This is a genomic window from Kribbella swartbergensis, assembly GCF_054784135.1.
This window is the reverse complement of the sequence record NZ_BAAGPM010000014.1, coordinates 350870-368078: the sequence shown is the minus strand read 5'-3', so window position 1 is coordinate 368078 and position 17209 is coordinate 350870. Positions and strand designations below refer to the sequence as shown.

15 protein-coding genes and 1 pseudogene are annotated in these 17209 nt (G+C 68.3%); 10 read left to right on the top strand and 6 right to left on the bottom strand.

Going from position 1 to position 17209, the window contains the following annotated elements:
- The first annotated feature begins 120 nt into the window (after positions 1-120).
- Together ACYVOK_RS08605 and ACYVOK_RS08600 are read left to right on the top strand one after the other, a co-directional pair.
- The gene (locus tag ACYVOK_RS08605; protein WP_460661739.1) at positions 121-531 is read left to right on the top strand and encodes a hypothetical protein; all 411 of its coding nucleotides are present in this window, start codon (positions 121-123) and stop codon (positions 529-531) included.
- 592 nt (positions 532-1123) lie between these two features.
- The gene (locus ACYVOK_RS08600) at positions 1124-1813 is read left to right on the top strand and encodes an ANTAR domain-containing protein (protein WP_460661738.1); all 690 of its coding nucleotides are present in this window, start codon (positions 1124-1126) and stop codon (positions 1811-1813) included.
- Positions 1814-1975: 162 nt separating this feature from the next.
- Here ACYVOK_RS08600 and ACYVOK_RS08595 read toward each other — a convergent pair whose 3' ends face one another.
- Positions 1976-2485 (bottom strand): cupin domain-containing protein, encoded by a 510-nt coding sequence (locus tag ACYVOK_RS08595; RefSeq protein WP_460661737.1) that lies wholly within the window; start codon positions 2483-2485, stop codon positions 1976-1978.
- A 281-nt stretch (positions 2486-2766) separates the two neighbouring features.
- Here ACYVOK_RS08595 and ACYVOK_RS08590 point away from each other — a divergent pair, with 281 nt between their 5' ends.
- Together ACYVOK_RS08590 and ACYVOK_RS08585 are read left to right on the top strand one after the other, a co-directional pair.
- Entirely contained in the window at positions 2767-3606 is an 840-nt protein-coding gene (locus tag ACYVOK_RS08590; RefSeq protein ID WP_460661736.1) for a helix-turn-helix domain-containing protein, read from the top strand.
- 66 nt (positions 3607-3672) lie between these two features.
- The gene (locus ACYVOK_RS08585; protein WP_460661735.1) at positions 3673-4254 is read left to right on the top strand and encodes a dihydrofolate reductase family protein; all 582 of its coding nucleotides are present in this window, start codon (positions 3673-3675) and stop codon (positions 4252-4254) included.
- A gap of 91 nt (positions 4255-4345) precedes the next feature.
- On the opposite strand, the gene ACYVOK_RS08580 is transcribed toward ACYVOK_RS08585, so the two are convergent.
- From ACYVOK_RS08580 to ACYVOK_RS08570, 3 genes and pseudogenes are all read right to left on the bottom strand, one after another.
- Complete coding sequence (locus tag ACYVOK_RS08580; RefSeq protein WP_460661734.1) at positions 4346-4483, bottom strand: hypothetical protein; 138 nt, start codon at positions 4481-4483, stop codon at positions 4346-4348.
- Positions 4484-5153: 670 nt separating this feature from the next.
- Positions 5154-8591: a PKD domain-containing protein gene (locus ACYVOK_RS08575; RefSeq protein WP_460661733.1), complete on the bottom strand. Its 3438-nt coding sequence runs from the start codon at positions 8589-8591 to the stop codon at positions 5154-5156.
- A 187-nt stretch (positions 8592-8778) separates the two neighbouring features.
- A pseudogene (locus ACYVOK_RS08570) lies at positions 8779-9122 on the bottom strand (amidohydrolase family protein); the annotation flags it as partial.
- Here ACYVOK_RS08570 and ACYVOK_RS08565 point away from each other — a divergent pair.
- Both ACYVOK_RS08565 and ACYVOK_RS08560 read left to right on the top strand, forming a co-directional pair.
- Positions 9043-9846 (top strand): tyrosine-type recombinase/integrase, encoded by an 804-nt coding sequence (locus tag ACYVOK_RS08565; protein ID WP_460662186.1) that lies wholly within the window; start codon positions 9043-9045, stop codon positions 9844-9846. The pseudogene ACYVOK_RS08570 and the gene ACYVOK_RS08565 sit on opposite strands and share 80 nt — an antisense overlap.
- A 61-nt stretch (positions 9847-9907) precedes the next feature.
- Positions 9908-10201, top strand: a complete 294-nt coding sequence (locus ACYVOK_RS08560; protein WP_460661732.1) for a hypothetical protein — start codon at positions 9908-9910, stop codon at positions 10199-10201.
- A gap of 13 nt (positions 10202-10214) precedes the next feature.
- On the opposite strand, the gene ACYVOK_RS08555 is transcribed toward ACYVOK_RS08560, so the two are convergent.
- Complete coding sequence (locus ACYVOK_RS08555) at positions 10215-11522, bottom strand: acyl-CoA dehydrogenase family protein (protein WP_460661731.1); 1308 nt, start codon at positions 11520-11522, stop codon at positions 10215-10217.
- A gap of 98 nt (positions 11523-11620) precedes the next feature.
- On the opposite strand from ACYVOK_RS08555, the gene ACYVOK_RS08550 reads away from it, so the two are divergent.
- The 4 genes from ACYVOK_RS08550 to ACYVOK_RS08535 are packed head-to-tail and all read left to right on the top strand — an operon-like array spanning position 11621 to position 15843.
- Entirely contained in the window at positions 11621-12355 is a 735-nt protein-coding gene (locus ACYVOK_RS08550; protein WP_460661730.1) for a TetR/AcrR family transcriptional regulator, read from the top strand.
- Complete coding sequence (locus ACYVOK_RS08545) at positions 12352-13629, top strand: acetyl-CoA C-acetyltransferase (RefSeq protein ID WP_460661729.1); 1278 nt, start codon at positions 12352-12354, stop codon at positions 13627-13629. The genes ACYVOK_RS08550 and ACYVOK_RS08545 overlap by 4 nt, the downstream gene beginning before the upstream one ends.
- 8 nt (positions 13630-13637) lie before the next feature.
- A complete protein-coding gene (locus tag ACYVOK_RS08540; protein ID WP_460661728.1) occupies positions 13638-14984 on the top strand; it encodes a 3-oxoacyl-ACP reductase in 1347 nt (448 codons plus the stop codon).
- 1 nt (position 14985) lies between these two features.
- A complete protein-coding gene (locus tag ACYVOK_RS08535; protein ID WP_460661727.1) occupies positions 14986-15843 on the top strand; it encodes a MaoC family dehydratase in 858 nt (285 codons plus the stop codon).
- A gap of 43 nt (positions 15844-15886) precedes the next feature.
- On the opposite strand, the gene thrS is transcribed toward ACYVOK_RS08535, so the two are convergent.
- Entirely contained in the window at positions 15887-17146 is a 1260-nt protein-coding gene (gene thrS, locus ACYVOK_RS08530) for a threonine--tRNA ligase (RefSeq protein ID WP_460661726.1), read from the bottom strand.
- Positions 17147-17209: the final 63 nt, after the last annotated feature.

The window sequence follows — 17209 nt, the reverse complement described above, 5'->3', positions numbered from 1 at the left end:
TCACCACCCGCTGACCGCTGACGTGGTCAGGGGCATTACCTCCGAGGTCATCGACGCACGGCGGGCGTCGAGGGCACGGTTGTACCCATCAACCGATTTCACACCTTGGAGGTAACCGCGATGACCACTCCCTCGATCGCCGTCAGCAACAGCAACATCGTCGAGAACCGGTTCCTCACCCGGGTCGTCCGGTTGGATGCGGTCGCCTCGGGAGGCCTCGGCGTACTGCTGCTGGCCGCCGGCTGGGCGCTGAAGGATCCGCTCGGACTGCCCATCGCGCTCAGCGCCGGCGCGGGAGCCTTCTTGCTGGCCTGGGCGGCCGCGCTCCTCCTGATCAGCCGGCGTCCGGCGATCAACCGCACGGCCGTGACCGAGGTGATCGCGATCAACGCGATCTGGGTGGCTGCCAGCCTTGCCCTGGTCGTCTTCCTCGACCTGACCGGCCTCGGTGTCGCCTTCGTCCTGGCCCAGGCCGCCGCAGTCGGACTGTTCGCCGAACTCCAACTCACCGCCCTCAGAAGCACACGCTGACGCTACTCACCCGCCAGGCGCTTGGGGGCTCCGTTGCCGTTCGCATCGGCGTAGAGCATCCTCGAGCGCGCGGACCAGCGCTCGATCAACACACAGCTGGTGGCCTTGCCAGATCTGGTGGACGAGAACACATCCCACCACCCCAGTCGACGTCTGGTACTGCACGGACCAGCCTCGCAGCAGCGCATCGGCACCCTCCGGGCTCACGCCGAAGGAGTCCACCAGCAAGACCCTGGCATGCTCGAAGACAGTCGGCCACAACCGATACACGACTCCTGACGACGGCGGCTTCGACGACCGCTTCTGCGGGTGCCGGCCGGCCTTGAGCGAGGCCTCACGGAAATATGCCGTCAAGGTCGACAAGATCAATTACCAGTTAGAAAACCACCAAGGCGTCAGTTGACGTTTCCATCACTTTGCGGCGACCACAACGGCGAATCCCCGACACGTCGCCGAGTGCTGGCGTCGTGTGCTGTACGGGAGTACCGTCGAAAGACCGGCGGTTTTCTTTTCAGCAGTCAGCTGGAGCATCTTCGGTTCTCCACAAGCAGGGCCCTTGCCACTGGGGCGAAGGCTGGATCGGACCGAAGACATGGAACAACCGGATCTTGTCGCGGTCATGGCCCGCGTCGCCGACTCGCTGCGGTACCCGATCGACATCGCTCAGACGCTGGAAGAAATCACGGCCGGCGCGGTCGCGGCAGTGCCGGGAATCGACCATGCGAGCCTCTCGATCACCGGCCGGGACGGAAAGATCCAGACCCTGGCGCCGACCGACGAGGTCGCGGTTCAGCTCGACGCGCTGCAGTACGAACTGAGCGAAGGGCCATGCCTCGAAGCGGTGCTCGCCGAGCCGCTGGTCCAGGTCGATGACATCAGCAACGATCTCCGCTGGCCGTCGTACGGGCCGAGAGCGGTGAAGGAGTTCGGCATCAGGTCACAGTTGGCATTCCAGTTCCGCGCGGACCCCCACGTCCGTGGCGGCGTCAACCTGTACTCCAAGCACCCGTACCGCATCACAGTGGAGACCCGCCAGCTGGGCGTGCTCTTCGCGAACCTGGCCGCGGCGGCGCTGGGATGGAGCCGTCAGGACGAAACCTTGAACGAGGCGGTGCACACGAGGCATCTGATCGGACAGGCGATCGGCATCACCATGGAGCGCTACCAGATCGATCCCAACCGGGCCTTCGGCTTCATGGTACGCATCTCGCAGACCAGCAACACCAAACTCCACGAGATCGCCGCCGACATCGTCGCGGACGTCATCGCCAAGGCACCCTGACCATCGAGCGCCCCTTCGTGCGTCGCGCGAGACCCTCCTGCTCGCGCGACGCCGGCCTCGATTGCGAACGTGCTGACAGCGCAACCAGCACAGCGGAGGACGTCCAGTGGCAATCCGGTACTTCGACTGGGCGAACCGCGCCGTGCTCTCGCTGATCTGAGTTCAGCGCGAGGTGAGCGCCTCGCCGTCAGGTGACAGTTGTGCCTCCGGTCCCGATGCCGTGCTGGGAGTTCCCTGGTCACCGTGCGGAACGAGTTGCTCCTCGACAGGACTCGGACGGCGGTGGAGCAGACCGTCGGTCTCCGACTCGGCGTACTGCCCGGTCTCCTTCAACGGTGGCGAATACGCGTGGATCGTAACGGTGTCGCCGGCATTCGGCTCCCGCCGCGTCCCGTGGATGAAGGTCTCGTCGAAGCTGAACGTCTCCCCTGACGGCACGGCGCGCCCGACCGGCTGCCGACCCAACTTGAGGTGTTCGTGCCGGATCGTGCCCTTGGCAACGAACACCGCCCCTCGCGACCGGTCGTGATCGTGGTAGCCGGTGCCGTGATCCTCGGCCATCCACGAGATGGCCCACACTCCGAGGTGTTCGCTGGCGAACACCTCCGCATACGTCCGCTCATCCTGGGTCTGGCGCAGCTTGTCCTCCCACAGCGACCGCTGCCGCCCCACCTGACCCGCGATCCGCCCAAGTTCCTCCAGCGTCAGCTCCCCGCCGGCGGCTCGAACGGCAAGCCCTCCGAGTCCGCCCCGCCGTCCGCCTCAGCTCCCGCGCCCCGGCTCTCGGCATCGTGGAGGGCCGAGGACCCTCCATTGCTCACGCAGCACGCGTATCCCACGCAAGTGTCCGCGGCCGGGCGCTCGTCCGGGATCGGCGTCGGCTCGATGCTGCGGCAGCGCGGCTGGGCCATCCCGGCGCGCGATGCCGGCGGGGCGTGGGCGATGCTGTGGGCGTGGAGTACGTGTCCAGAGTGCCGCGACCGCCGCTGGACGGGCTGATCGACGACCTCTACTACCTGGAGGGTGCGGCGCCGTACGCCCGGCTGACGCTGCCGCCGGCGCCGTCGGCGCTGCTCATCGTCAACCTCGGCGCGCCGTTCCGCATCCGCGGCGGCACCGACATCGAGACGGCCGAGTACGCCGACGGCTGCGTGGTCACCATGCCCACCCGCGCGTGGGACTTCGGCTACCCACTCCGGACCCGGTCCGTCGGCGTGCACTTCAAGCCGTGGGGGCTGGCGCCGTTCCTGCCGATGCCTGCGGCCGAGCTGTGTGATCGGGCGGTGACGGTAGAGCAGGTTTGGGGACGGTCCGCCATTGCTGAGCTGCGAGACCGGCTGGCCACGGCGGACCGACCACACGAGATGCTGACGCTGCTCGAGGAGGAGCTGATGCGACGGCTGTGCGAGACCGCCGGCCTGGGGCTGGTCCGTCATACGAGCAGCGTCATCGCGGCGACCAGCGGGGCGGTGCCGGTCGGCGACCTGAGCGTGGCAGCCGGTGTCAGCAGCACTCATCTGGCGAAGCGGTTCAAGGAGCTCATCGGCGTCACGCCGAAGCGGCTGGCCCGCACCCACCGCTTCGCCGCCACCGTGCTGACGATCAACCCCGCCGAACCGATCGACTGGGGCGAGCTCGCCGGTCGCGCAGGCTACTTCGACCAGGCCCACTTCGGCCACGAGTTCCGGGCGTTCACCGGGCTCACGCCGACCCGGTACGTCGAAGTCCGGCGGCGGTTCCTGCGCGAACATCCCGGCCACACGCTCGACAGCTGGCCGCTGCCGGCCGATTGATTTCTTACAAGAGCGGCAGCTCACGACACGCTACTTTTGGGGCACCCCAAAGCATAGGAGAGCCTGATGGGCAAGGTGGTCATGTACGCCTCGGTGTCGGTGGACGGCTTCGTCGCGGACGAGAACGACCAGCCTGGACCGCTGTTCGACTGGCTGACCAGCGGTGACGTGCCGTTGGACGAGAGCGGCGTCTTGAAGGTGTCGCAGACGTCCTACGACTACACCCGGGCGTACTGGGACCAGATCGGGGTGACAGTCGCCGGTCGTCACGTCTTCGACATGACCGACGGCTGGGACGGGAAGCCTCCGAGCGGGATCGACCACGTGGTCGTCGTGACGCACCGGCCCGAGCCCGAGGGCTGGGACCCCAAGGCGCCGTTTCACTTCGTCGACGGCGTCGAGGCAGCCATGGCCAGGGCGCAAGAGCTTGCGGGTGACCGCATAGTCGAGGTCGCCGCCGGCGACGTCGGTGGCCAGATGCTTGCCGCGGGTCTGGTCGACGAGGTGCGCATGGACGTCGTACCCGTCGTGTTCGGCTCCGGCAAGCGCTACTTCGGGTCGGTCCACGCGCAGCACCTGTTGGAGGATCCTGACGTGGTGATTCAGGGCAACCGGGTACTTCACCTGCGCTATCAGGTGCGCCGTTGACCGACCTGAGCGCGGATGACGTCAACATCAAGGAGCTGGCGGAGTACCTAGGACACAGAGACCCTGGATCACCCTCTGACCTGCACAACACCTACCGGATGCGCATTCCGGAGATGGCTCGGGCTATTTCTGAGGTGCCTTCGAAGATGGTGTAGATCTCCTCCAGCCTCACGCCGAGTGAGTCGAAGGACACCACATATGGCGTCTGACCTGCGGGTTTGCTTCTCATTGCTGATCAACCGTGATCGTCGTTTGTCAGCGTCCCACGGAGCTGTGACGGAGCAGGAACTTGCCCATAGCAACTTGTTTGACGCAAGAACCATCTACTCAGGAGCTACTTGGGTAAGGCCCGCTCCGGCGCTCCGCGGCCTGTGGACACCCGGCCGATGCAGTTCACCTATTGACCACGACTAGGCCCCTTGCCATCGGCCGTCCGAAGTGTTGATAGCTTGAGAGGGCTTGGCGAGCGGCGCTGTCGAGGGAGTCCCGCGATTTCCGAAACCGTGCGTCCACCCAGCCCCAGCTGACGGCCGACTTGACTGTGCTCGCCTGCCCGGTCTCGCGGCCACGGGCGGCTGATTGCAAGTCCGTCGCCCCCACCGCGCCGCGACGCCCGACCTTTAGCAGTGGTCGCGCTCAGCGGTGGGGGTCGTTGACGGCTATTCAGGGCCCTTCGGGGCACGTCGGTCGCCGCCTTCTGATCCGTAGTCGAGTTCACAGCGTCCGCAGCCGTTCCGTCGTCCGCGACGGCGGCGGCTCATCGAGGCGAGCGTCCGCCGCTGTCCACGCATGTCTACGCCTACTGTTACCAGGTGCGTTAGCAGCGTCGGCTAGTTGTGATGTTCAGGGAGGTTGTGCTTCGTCGATGGAACGAACCGAGACGGATCCCTGGCCGTGCGTCAGTTGGGCTGGGTGCCCGTTACCGTGACCTCGGCCAGGCTGATCACACCGGCGCTGGTGGCCGGCGACTGCACCTTGACGTAGCGGGCCACGGTGTTGGTCGGCAGACTGGTGACCGCCCCCGGCGTCGCCCCTAGGTTCAGCTTGGTCACCGTGGAGTCGGCCATCAGCTGGGTGTAGGTCCGGCCCGACATGCTGGCGGTGGAAAGGAACACCACCGCGTTGTTCAACTTGTCGGTCGCGGCGTCAGTCCGGTTGTGCACCGTGACGTTGCCGATCCGGGAACTGGTCAGCAGGTCGACCTGCCACCACGGCTGCGAGCTGGACGCTGTCCGGCTCACCGACCCGGCGGCGAAGACGCCGTTGGTGTTCCCGTCCACGGCCCGGGCGGCGGTGCCGACGTCGGTCGACGACTGCGTGGCCGGCCGGTTGGTGGACAGATTCACGGTGCCGGTGGTGCCGCCGACCTGCACCTCGGCCAGGTTCAGGGTGGTGAAGATGCTCGACAGCTGCACCCGCACGTACCGGCCGGTGGCGTTGCCCGCGTTCAGGGTCAGGCTGTCGGTGGTGGACGAGAACGCCGAGAACGACATCTCCTTCACCGAGTCGTCGGCCCGCAGCGAGGACATCGACCGGCCGGTCATGTCGGTCGAGGAGATGAACACCGAGCCGCTGCCCATCCGGTTCGAGTCGGTCCGGCTCCACACCGTGACCGTGGAGACGGCCGCCGCGGAACCGAGGTCGACCTGCCACCACGGCTGGATGGAGGTGTTGGTCTGGGTCACCGAGCCGCTCGCGAACACGCCGTTGGTGTTGCCGTCCACCGCCCGGGCCGCCACCGCGGTACCGCTGGTGCTCGACTGGGTGGCGGTCTTGCCCCGGGCCAGGTTCGGATCGGTGACGGTCACCGTGGTGGTCGACACCGCGCTGTCCACCTTGCCGTCCCGCACGACCAGGCTGAAAGTCAGCGTGGCCGGTGTCGCCGGGGCGGTGAAGGTCGGCTTCTGCACCGCCTGGCTGGACAGCGTCACTGCCGGCCCACCGGTCTGGGTCCATGTGTAGGTGAGCGGGTCGTCGTCGGCGTCGCGGCTGCCGGAACCGTCCAGCGTCACCGTGGTACCCGTGTTGACCGTCTGCGTCGTACCGGCGTTCGCCACCGGCACCTGGTTGACCGGGGTGGTGGTCACCGTGGTGGTCGCCGCCGCGCTGTCCGCCTTGCCGTCCCGCACGACCAGGCTGAAGGTCAGCGTGGACGCCGAGGACGGGGCGGTGAAGGTCGGCTGCGCCGCCGTCGTACTGGACAGCGTCACCGCCGGTCCACCGGTCTGGGTCCACGCGTAGGTGAGGTCGTCGCCGTCGGCGTCGGTGCCGGACCCGTTCAGGGTCACGGTCGTACCAACCTCGACCGACTGCGGCGCACCGGCGTTCGCCACCGGGAGGCGGTTGTTCGACTCCGAGAGCGGCCGCGGGGTGCAGTTGCTCACCGAGACCGTGAATGGCTCGACTTCGTTGTCCGTCTCGATCATGGCGCCGTCCTCGGAGCCGCTGAGCGAGATGGTGTACGCCTGGCCGGCGTTCACGCGGGTCTCCCGCCACTCGTCCGTACCGCGCTCCCACTCGATGATCAGGACCCGGCCGGTGACCACGCGGACGGTGCACCCATCGGCCCAGGCACCCATGTACGGGTAGAGCGGAACGCCCGACTCCGAGTAGACGTTGCGCGCGTTGTCGCCGGAGCGGCCGTTGCCCTGGTAGGCCGTGCCGACCGGCCAGGTGATCACGCCGCCGTACCAGTCACCGGGGTTCTCGCCGGTGCCGGCGTAGCGCCAGCGGGCGTTGACCCAGGAGACCGGGTCGCAGGTGGTGGGGTCGGTACAGTCGGGCGGCGTCGGCGGGACCGCCGGGCCGGGCACGAAGGCGTACTCGAACGGCGAACCGCTCTGCACGCTGACGATGCTGCTGCCGCTCAGAGTGGTCGGCACGGTGTAGCTCTGGCCGGCCGACAGGTTGGCCAGCGACGCGTGCGAGTCCCCGACCGGGCCGGAGAACACGGTGGCGCTGCCCGAGGTGACGGTGATCTTCCAGTTCGCCACCTGCGGCGCCGGCGCGTAGACGTCGTGCGAGGCGGTGTAGCCGTAGCGGGCCCGGCTGGGGTCGGTCTCGGCCGGCCAGACGGCGGCGTACCCGCTGTCCGACGGACCCCACGGGCACGGGCTGCTGGTACAGGTCCAGGTCACCCGGGCCGACTCGCCGTCGCCGGCCGGCGGGGGCGTGACCGGCTCACCCGGGGTGAACGTGTACTCGAACGCGGAGCCGCTCTGCACGCTGACGATGCTGCTGCTGCTCAGGGTGCTCGACACGGTGTAGCTCTCCCCGGCCGACAGCGCGGCCAGCGACGAGTGCGAGTCCCCGACCGGGCCCGCGTACACGGTGGCGCTGCCGGAGGTGACGGTGATCTTCCAGCCGGCCACCTTCCCCGCCGGGGCGTACACGTCGTGGGAGACGGTGTAGCCGTAGCGGGCCCGGGAGGGCTCGGCCGTCGCGGGCCAGACCGCCGCGTTGCTGGTGTAGCTCGCACCCGACGGGCAGGGCGTGCCGGTGCAGTTCCAGGTGGCCAGCACCGAACCGTCGCCGGACGCCGGCGACGTGGTCGGCTCGCCCGGAGTGAAGGTGACCCGGAACGCGCCATCGTCCTGCACGCTCACGATGCTGCTGTTGCTGAGCGTGCTGGACACGGTGTAGCTCTCGCCGGCCGACAGCGTGGCCAGCGAGGAGTGCGAGTCGTCGGCCGGTCCCGCGTAGACCGTGGCGCGGCCGGAGGTGACGGTGATCTTCCAGCCGGCCACCTTGGACACCGGAGCGTAGACGTCGGCGGAGACGGTGTAGCCGTAGCGGGCCCGAACAGGCTGGGCCGCGGCTGGCCAGACGCCCGCGTTGCTGGTGTAGCTCTGGCCCGACGGGCAGGGGCTGCTGGTGCAGTTCCAGGTGGCCAGCACCGAGCCATCGCCGGAGGCCGGCGGCGGGGGGTCGGTCGGGGTGCCGGGGGTGATCGTGTACTCGAACGCGGAGCCGCTCTGCACGCTGACGATGCTGTTGCTGCTCAGGGTGCTCGACACGGTGTAGCTCTCGCCGGCGGTCAGCGTGGCCAGCGACGAGTGCGAGTCGTCGGCCGGGCCCGCGTAAACCGTGGCGCTGCCGGAGGTGACGGTGATCTTCCAGCCCGCCACCTTGGGCGCCGGGGCGTACACGTCGTGGGAGACGGTATAGCCGTAGCGGGTCCGGACCGGCTCGGCCGCGGCCGGCCAGACGCCCGTGTTGCTGGTGTTCGACGGGCCCCACGGGCACGGGCTGCTGGTGCAGGACCACGTCGCCACAACGGAGGACGCAGGATCACCCTCAGCTGCCAGCGCGGGCGGGGCGGTGAGGCCTAGCACCATCAGGACCGCAGTAGTGAGAACGAAAAATGCGGTCGCGAAACGTTTCGGCATGCCGGCCCCCCGGATTGTGACTCTCCCCTTGTGGCAAACCGTAGCCCAAGTCGCTCTCTGTCAACCCAGATAGAAGCGAAAAGATGCAACCACGAACCATTCGTTACGGACTTCATCACGCTGCGGAAGAACCCCATTACTCATTGATGAGAAATTGGAGGGTCGTGGGACTGAAGAGCTCGCGGCGGGTGCAGAGCGTAGTGGTCACCAGTGGGGGCGGCCAGCTAGCTAGGTTTTGGGTGATGAGGGGTACGCCGGGGCGGTAGGCCAGGTGGAGATAGGAGGGGCGTCGAGGACGGCCAGGTCGGCGCGAGCGCCTATGGTCACGCGGCCGATGTTGTCGCGGCGGAGCGAGGCGGCGCCGCCTGCGGTGGCTGACCAGAGGGCTTCGGCCAGGCTCATGTGCATTTCGCGGACGGCCAGGGCGATGCAGAGCGGCATCGACGAGGAGGCTGGGAAGGTCCGGTTTGGGGAGGTTGCGGAGCGGTGGTTGGCTTCGCGGGTGGTGGATCCGGCTTCGGTGATCAGGTATGAGTCGTCGTTGCGGTTGCATGTGGATCCGGTGTTTGGGCGGCGGCAGTTGCGGACGATCAAGCCGTCGGAGATCGCGGCTTGGGTTGCCGATCTGGATGCGCGGTTCGGGCCGTCGACCGCGCGTACGGCGTTCCTCGTGTTGCATGGGACGTTGGAGATCGCGGTTGATGACGAGGCGATCAAGAAGAACCCGGCCAAGGGGCGATCGGTCAAAGTGCCGGCCGAGAAGAGCGGCCGGACCGTTGCGTGGAGCGACGACGTGGTGCTCCGGATCGTTGAAGGGCATGCGCCGGAGTATCGGCCAATCGCGTCTGTGGGCGCGGCGTGTGGGCTGCGGCAGGGTGAGTTGTTTGGGCTGGCTGAGGAGGACGTCGACTTCGAGGAGATGGTCATCCACGTTCGGCGGCAGGTGAAGAAGCTTGGGCGGGAGTTCGTGTTCGCCTTGCCGAAGAACGACACGGAGTGGACGGTGCCGATGTCTGACGGGACTGCGCTGGTCCTCAAGGAGCACATCGAGGCTTGCGCGCCACGCCCGTACACCTTGCCTTGGGAGAGGACGGACGGGGAGCCGCGTACCGTCAAGCTCATGTTCCGGTGGACGGATGACAAGCACATCCGGGCTCGTACGACGAGTTGGTTTGGAAACCAGGGCTGTTCTATGCGGGCGTGATCGCGGAGCCGAAGACGGACCGGCGCGGCAGGCGGCAGTACGTGCCGGCCGGGAGAACGGGATGCATGCGCTGCGGCACTACTCCGCGAGCATCACGCTGGCTGATGGCGTCAACATCAAGGCGTTGGCGGAGTACCTCGGCCATGGAGGCCCTGGGTTCACGCTGAGGCTGTACGCCCACATGCTGCCGTCATCGCACGAGCGGGCGCGGAAGGCCGTGGACTCCAGGCTGGCCCGGCTCTTCTCTCTGAAATCTCACGTAGCAGTCACGGAGCAGGCCGTCGTCCGCTCCCCCACTGCCTCCTGGGAGCCGGACGACGGCCTGTGCCACGACCAACCTCAAATCGGCCTCTGACCTGCGGAAACGCCTACCGGATCCGCATCCCCGAGATCGCGCGGGCGATGACCAGGCGTTGGATTTCGGAGGTGCCTTCGAAGATTGTGTAGATCTTGGCGTCTCGGTGCATGCGTTCTACGGGGTATTCGCGGGTGTAGCCGTTGCCGCCGAGGATTTGGATGGCTTCTTCGGTGACGCGGACGGCGACCTCGCCGGCTTTGAGTTTGGCCATCGAGCCTTCACCGTGGCGGTAGTCGGGGGTTTCGCCGCGCATCAGGGCCGACGACATGTTGGCGGCGCGCCACACCAGCAGCCGGGCGGCGTCGATCTCCAGGGCCATGTCGGCGAGTTTGAAGGCGATCCCCTGGTTGTCGATGATCGGCCGGCCGAACTGCTCGCGCCCCTTCGCGTACTCCAAGGCCACCTCGTAGGCAGCCCGCGCGATCCCGATCGCCTGGGCGCCGACGAGGTGGCGGGTCATCTCGAAGGTTGCCATGGAGGCGTTGCGGTTCCGGCTCTTCCCGGCGCGGGCGTCGGCCAGCCGGGCGTCGAGTTTCTCCTTACCGCCGAGCACGTTCCCGGCCGGAATGCGGACGTTGTCGAAGAAGACGTCCGCGGTGTGGGAGGCCCGCAGCCCGTGCTTGCGCAGCTTCGTCCCCTGCTCGAGTCCGCGCACCTCGGACTTCGGTACGACGAACGCCGCCTGACCCTTGGTCCCGAGCGACGGGTCGACCGTCGCGACCACCACGTGGATGTCGGCGATGCCGCCGTTGGTCGCCCAGGCCTTCTGCCCGTTGATCACCCACTCGTTGGTCCTCTCGTCGTACGTCGCCCGCGTACGGATCGCGGACACGTCCGAGCCAGCTCCCGGTTCCGAGGAGCAGAAGGCGGCAACCTTGACCTCGTCCGGCGTCCCGTAGCACCGGGGCAGCCACTGGCTCCACTGCTCAGGTGTGCCGTTGGAGAAGATCGCGGACGACGCGAGCCCGGTCCCCATCAGCGACATCGCGATGCCGGCGTCGCCCCAGAACAGTTCCTCGTGGACGAGCGGCATCAGCAGCCCCGAGGGGTCGACGAAGAGGTTGACGTTGAGGTCCAGGCCGTACATGCCGACCTTCGCGGCCTCCTGGATGACCGGCCACGGGGTCTCCTCGCGTTCGTCCCATTCCGCGGCGGCCGGGCGGATCACCTCGGCGGCGAAGGTGTGGGCCCAGTCGCGGATCTCCTTCTGCTCGTCGTTCAGGGCGAGCGAGAAGGTGCTCCAGCCCGGCTTCGAGCGCTCGGCGCCGAGTTCGCCGGCAAGCGTCATCACGTCCGCGGACACAACAGGATCGGTCATCGACATCCTCACAAGGCTACGAACCCAACAGCCAAATGTTACCCATGAGTGTAACCGTCGTTTGCACCCGGGGGCAGGGGTGTGGCTAAGATCGATCCATGAGCTCCGCGCTGCTCGCGATCGGACGCCGCCGCACCACGGCGGAGCGCCGTCGCGACCGGGAGCGGGACATCATCCGGGCCACCCGTGAGCTGTTCGACGAGCGCGGCACGATCGACGCGCAGATCGACGACATCGCCAAGCGCGTGGGGATCAACAAGGCCCTGATCTACCGTCATTTCGCCGGCAAGGAAGAGCTGTTCGCGCTCACCCTGGTCGACTACCTCGGGGAGCTGGACGAGCGGCTGGGAAGTGTCGATGGTCCCCGCAAGGCGCCCCTCAACCGGCTGAGGGCCCTGAGCGAAGTCTTCGTCGACTTCTGCCTGGAGTACCCGGCGTTCACCGACTGCGCGATGAGTCTGCTCCGCCGGACCGGTGACGAACTGTTCGGCGAGATCACCGAGCCGGTGATGACGAAGCTGGGTACGGCGATGGCGGCGGCCCTCGAGCGGATCGCGAAGATCCTCGAGGCCGGCCAGCGGTCGGGCGTGTTCGACGAGGTCGACACCGACTACCTGGCCAACCACCTCTGCACCCAGACCCTCGGGTCGTTGCACATGGCAAGAGTCGGCCTGATCGTGTCGAGCGGGCAGCCGGGGCACCCGGTCGTGCATCATGCCGATGTCGCTACCGTCCGGGCGACCGCGATCACCGCCACGCTCGCGACCGCAGTGGGCCGCAAGGCCCTTCCGAAGACCACCACCCGCTCCAGCAGAGCAGGAGAGAAACCGTGACCGAGACCCGCAAGGTGGCCGTCGTCGCCGGCAACAGGATTCCGTTCGCCCGGCAGGACAAGACCTACCGGCACGCCTCCAACTCCGACATGCTCACCGCCGCGATCAACGGCCTGGTCGACCGGGCCGGCCTGGGCGGCCAGGAGCTCGGTGAGGTGGTCGCCGGCGCGGTCCTCAAGCACGCCCGGGACTGGAACATGGTCCGCGAGGTGGTCCTCGGCTCCAAGCTGGCGCCGACCACCCCGGCGTACGACATCCAGCAGGCGTGCGGCACCGGGCTCGAAGCGGCGATCCTGGTCGCGAACAAGATCGCCCTCCGCCAGATCGACGCCGGCATCGCCGGTGGTGTCGACACGGCCAGCGACGCCCCGATCGCCGTCAACGACCGGTTGCGCAAGATCCTGCTCGACCTCAACCGGGCCAAGTCGTTCCAGGATCGCCTGAAGGTGCTCGCCCGGGTCCGCCCGAAGGACGTCGTACCGGAGATCCCCCGCAACGCCGAGCCGCGGACGCGCAAGTCGATGGGCGACCACGCGGCCCTGACCGCGCTGGAGTGGGGCATCACCCGGGAGGCGCAGGACGAGCTCGCGTACCGCTCCCACATCAACCTCGCCAAGAGTTACGACCGCGGCTTCCAGCAGGACCTGATCACGCCGTACCTCGGCCTCGAGAAGGACCAGAACCTCCGGCCCGACACGACCCTGGAGAAGCTGGCCAAGCTCAAGACCGTCTACGGCAAGGGCGAGACGGCGACGATGACGGCCGGCAACTCGACCCCGCTGACCGACGGTGCGTCCGCCGTCCTGCTGGCGACCGACGAGTGGGCCGCCGAACGCGGGCTGCGGCCGCTCGCGTACCTGACCCACTCGCAGACGGCGGCGGTCGACTACGTCAAGGGCGCCGAGGGTCTCCTGATGGCCCCTGCGTACGCCGTGCCGAAGATGCTCCAGAGGGCCGGGCTGACACTGCAGGACTTCGACTACTACGAGATCCACGAGGCGTTCGCGTCCCAGGTGCTGGCCACCCTGAAGGCGTGGGAGGATCCGATCTTCTGCAAGGAACGGCTCGGTCTGGATGCGCCGCTCGGTGAGATCGACCGGGACAAGCTGAACGTGAACGGCGGCTCGCTGGCGGCCGGCCACCCGTTCGCCGCGACCGGCGGCCGGATCGTCGCCGCGCTGGCCAAGCAACTCGACGAGAACGGCGGCGGCCGCGGCCTGATCTCGATCTGTGCCGCCGGCGGCCAGGGCGTCGTCGCCATTCTGGAGAAGTAGGAGCTGAGATGACGGATCGGTACCAGACCTTCACCCGGACCCCGCTCGGTCAGACCCTGGTGAAGAACCTCGGCCTGCCGGACCCGGCTCCGCTACCGCGCTGGACCGAGGGTTCGCCGGTGATCGACGGGCCGGTGGTGTTCGGCGCGATCGGCGAGACCGACACCGGCAAGGCGATCCAGGCCCTGCTGCGGGACATCGGTGCGTCGTTCAGTACGGCGACGGAGGGCATCGCGTCGAGCGAGATCCGGCCGAAGGCGCTGGTGTTCGACGCGACCGGCGCGACCTCGACGGCCGAGCTGACCAGCCTCCAGCGCTTCTTCTCCCCCGTGATCCGCCAGCTGGCTCCGGCCGGCCGGGTGATCGTGGTCGGGCGGACGCCGGAGCTCGCGCAGTCGGTGCAGCAGCAGATCGCCCAGCGCGCACTCGAGGGCTTCACCCGGTCCCTCGGCAAGGAGGTGAAGCGCGGCGCGACGGTCAACCTCGTGTACGTCGCTCCGGATGCCCACGAGCAGCTGGATTCGACGCTCCGCTTCTTCCTCTCGCCCAAGTCGGCGTACGTCGACGGCCAGGTGGTCCGGGTCGGGACCGGGCCGCTGGTCGGCAACGACCCGGACCGGCCGCTCGCCGGCAAGGTCGCCCTGGTCACCGGCGCGGCGCGCGGTATCGGCGAGGCGATCGCCAAGACCCTGGCCCGCGACGGCGCGACCGTGATCGGCGTCGACGTACCGCAGAACGCGGACGCGCTGCGCAAGGTGATCTCCGGGATCGGCGGCAGCGAACTGCTGCTCGACGTGACCGCGGTCGACGCGCCGCAGCGGATCGCGGCGCACGCGCAGGAGCAGCACGGCGGGCTCGACATCGTCGTTCACAACGCCGGCATCACCCGCGACAAGCGGCTGGCCAACATGCGCACCGACGCGTGGGACGCCGTACTGGATGTGAATCTGCGCGCCCCCGAGCGGATCACCAACCACCTCCTCGAGTCCGGGGTGCTCAGGGACGGCGGCTCGATCATCGGGGTCGCGAGTATCGCCGGGATCGCGGGGAACAACGGCCAAACGAACTACGCCACCTCCAAGGCCGGCGTGATCGGCCTGGTGCAGGCGCTCGCGCCGAAGCTGGCCGAGCGGCAGATCCGGATCAACGCGGTCGCGCCCGGGTTCATCGAGACCGAGATGACCGCGAAGATCCCGTTCGCGATCCGCGAGGTCGGCCGGCGGATCAACTCGCTGCAGCAGGGCGGGCAGCCGGTCGACGTGGCCGAGACGATCGCCTGGTTCGCCGACCCGGCCTCGGCCGGCGTGACCGGCAACGTGGTCCGCGTCTGTGGCCAGAGCATGCTGGGTGCCTGACATGCCGACGCGCAAGTACGACGACACGCCGAAGCTCGGCGCGCTGTACGCCAGGACCGTGAAGGCCACGCTCCGGCGGGCCGACTACGAGCCGGACGCCGACGGCCTCACGCTCGAGCTGCCCCGCTCCCCCGTCGACCCGGACCACCTGACGGCGTACCGGGACGTCACCGGCTTCGCCGCCGGGCCGGCGCTGCCGGTGACCTACCCACACGTCCTCGCCTTCCCGCTGCACCTGGACCTGATGTCCGACCCGTCGTTCCCCTACAAGCCGATGGGGATCGTGCACCTGTCGAACACCATCACCCAGTTGCAGCCGATCCCGATCCACGCCGAGCCGGCGATCCGGGTGCACAGTACGGCGGAACGCCCACACCCGAAGGGCACGGTCTTCGACGTGATCAGTGAGGTCAGCGTCGAGGGCGAGGTGGTGTGGACCGACCTGACCACGTTGCTCAGCCGGTCGAGCGGGACGGAGCACGCACCGGTCGACCTGCTGCCGGACCCCGAGGTCGAGCCGACCGCGTGGTGGGACCTGCGCGGGAACCTCGGCCGCCGGTACGCCGCCGCTTCCGGCGACCGGAACCCGATCCATCTGTTCAAGCTGACCGCGCAGGCGTTCGGGTTCCCGCGCCAGATCGCGCACGGCATGTGGGCCAAGGCAGCCTCGCTCGCCTCGCTCGAGCGCACCACGAAGCTGCCCGACGCCTTCACAGTCCGCGTCGACTTCCGCAAGCCGCTCCTGCTCCCCTCCCGCGTCCAGTTCGGCTACAAGACGTCCGGCAAGACGACCGACTTCGCCGTGTACGACGAACGCCGCGAGCTCACCCACCTGATCGGGCAACTCGAGGAGATCTGAACCGCCGGGCCAACACAAGCCGCCGCCTGCGCGGTCGGCACGCTCACCTCGCCGCGACGCCGTCGCTTGCGATGGCCTGGCGGTCCGCCAGCACGTCGACCTCCGCCCGGATTCGGTCGAGGGCCTCGCCCACCCGGGCGGCATCGCGCTGCCGGCCGTCACGCTCGCGGATCGCGAGCAGCCCCGCGGCGGCCTCGCGCGCACCGATCACCGCCTGGTACGGCGCCCACCGGTTCTCGCGGATCCGTGCGCCGAGACTGCCCTCGTCGGCGTGCGCGACCTCGACCCGCAGACCGCGGTCCGACGCCCGCCGGGCGACCTCGGCCGCGAGCTTCTCCTGGTCGTCGGAGATCGGCAGGACGACGAGTTGCACCGGGGCGAGCCAGGCCGGGAACGCACCGCCGTGCACCTCGACGAGCTGTGCGACGGCCCGCTCGATACTGCCCACGATCGCCCGGTGCACCATCACCGGCCGATGTTTGTTGCCGTCGGCACCGACGTACTCGAGGTCGAACCGGGCCGGCTGGTGGAAGTCGATCTGCACAGTCGACAGGCTGAACTCCCGCCCGGCCGAATCAGCCAGCTGGATGTCGATCTTGGGCCCGTAGAACGCGGCGTCGCCGGGGGCGTCCTCGTAGTCGATCCCGGCGTTCTCCAGTACGTCCCGCAGCAGGCCGGCGGCCTGGTCCCAGCTGTCCGCGTCCCCGACGTACTTGCTCGACGGATCACCGAACGACGCATCCTCCGAAGGAAGGGCCAGAACGTAACGCGACGCGCTGATCCCCATGTCCCGGTAGGCCTGTTCGATCAGGGCGAGCGCGCCGGCGGCCTCCTCCGCGACCTGGTCGAGCCGGCAGAAAATATGGGCGTCGTTCAGCTGCATCGCGCGGACCCGGCTCAGGCCGCCGATCGCGCCGGACAGCTCGGCCCGGTACTGCCCACCGAGCTCGGAGATCCGCAGCGGGAGTTCACGGTAGCTGTGTGACCGGGAGCGATACATCAGTGCGTGATGCGGGCAGATGCTCGGCCGCAGTACGAGCTGCTCACCGCCCATGTCCATCGGCGGATACATGTCGTCGCTGTACTTCGCCCAGTGGCCGGAGATCTCGTACAGCTCCCGCTTCGCGAGCACGGGTGAGTAGACCCGCTGATAGCCGGCTCTTCGCTCCACCTCGGCGATGTAGCTCTCCAAGGCGTGCCGAACCGCGGCACCGGCAGGCAGCCAGTAGGGCAGTCCCGCACCGATCAGCGGATCCGAATCGAACAGACCGAGCTCCCGCCCGATCTTGCGGTGGTCGTACATGGTGTGGCTCCTCGAATAATGGGGCGAGGACCCACCGAGCACGAAGAAGCCCCGAGGCACTCG

Bases quoted from the DNA above. Each gene is read 5' to 3' on its own strand.
- ACYVOK_RS08585 (WP_460661735.1), top strand. From the start codon at position 3,673: ATGGGCAAGGTGGTCATGTACGCCTCGGTGTCGGTGGACGGCTTCGTC.
- ACYVOK_RS08560 (WP_460661732.1), top strand. From the start codon at position 9,908: ATGCATGCGCTGCGGCACTACTCCGCGAGCATCACGCTGGCTGATGGC.
- ACYVOK_RS08550 (WP_460661730.1), top strand. From the start codon at position 11,621: ATGAGCTCCGCGCTGCTCGCGATCGGACGCCGCCGCACCACGGCGGAG.
- ACYVOK_RS08605 (WP_460661739.1), top strand. From the start codon at position 121: ATGACCACTCCCTCGATCGCCGTCAGCAACAGCAACATCGTCGAGAAC.
- thrS (WP_460661726.1), bottom strand. From the start codon at position 17,146: ATGTACGACCACCGCAAGATCGGGCGGGAGCTCGGTCTGTTCGATTCG.
- ACYVOK_RS08540 (WP_460661728.1), top strand. From the start codon at position 13,638: ATGACGGATCGGTACCAGACCTTCACCCGGACCCCGCTCGGTCAGACC.
- ACYVOK_RS08600 (WP_460661738.1), top strand. From the start codon at position 1,124: ATGGAACAACCGGATCTTGTCGCGGTCATGGCCCGCGTCGCCGACTCG.
- ACYVOK_RS08555 (WP_460661731.1), bottom strand. From the start codon at position 11,522: ATGACCGATCCTGTTGTGTCCGCGGACGTGATGACGCTTGCCGGCGAA.
- ACYVOK_RS08565 (WP_460662186.1), top strand. From the start codon at position 9,043: ATGTGCATTTCGCGGACGGCCAGGGCGATGCAGAGCGGCATCGACGAG.
- ACYVOK_RS08580 (WP_460661734.1), bottom strand. From the start codon at position 4,483: ATGAGAAGCAAACCCGCAGGTCAGACGCCATATGTGGTGTCCTTCGAC.
- ACYVOK_RS08575 (WP_460661733.1), bottom strand. From the start codon at position 8,591: ATGGTGCTAGGCCTCACCGCCCCGCCCGCGCTGGCAGCTGAGGGTGAT.
- ACYVOK_RS08535 (WP_460661727.1), top strand. From the start codon at position 14,986: ATGCCGACGCGCAAGTACGACGACACGCCGAAGCTCGGCGCGCTGTAC.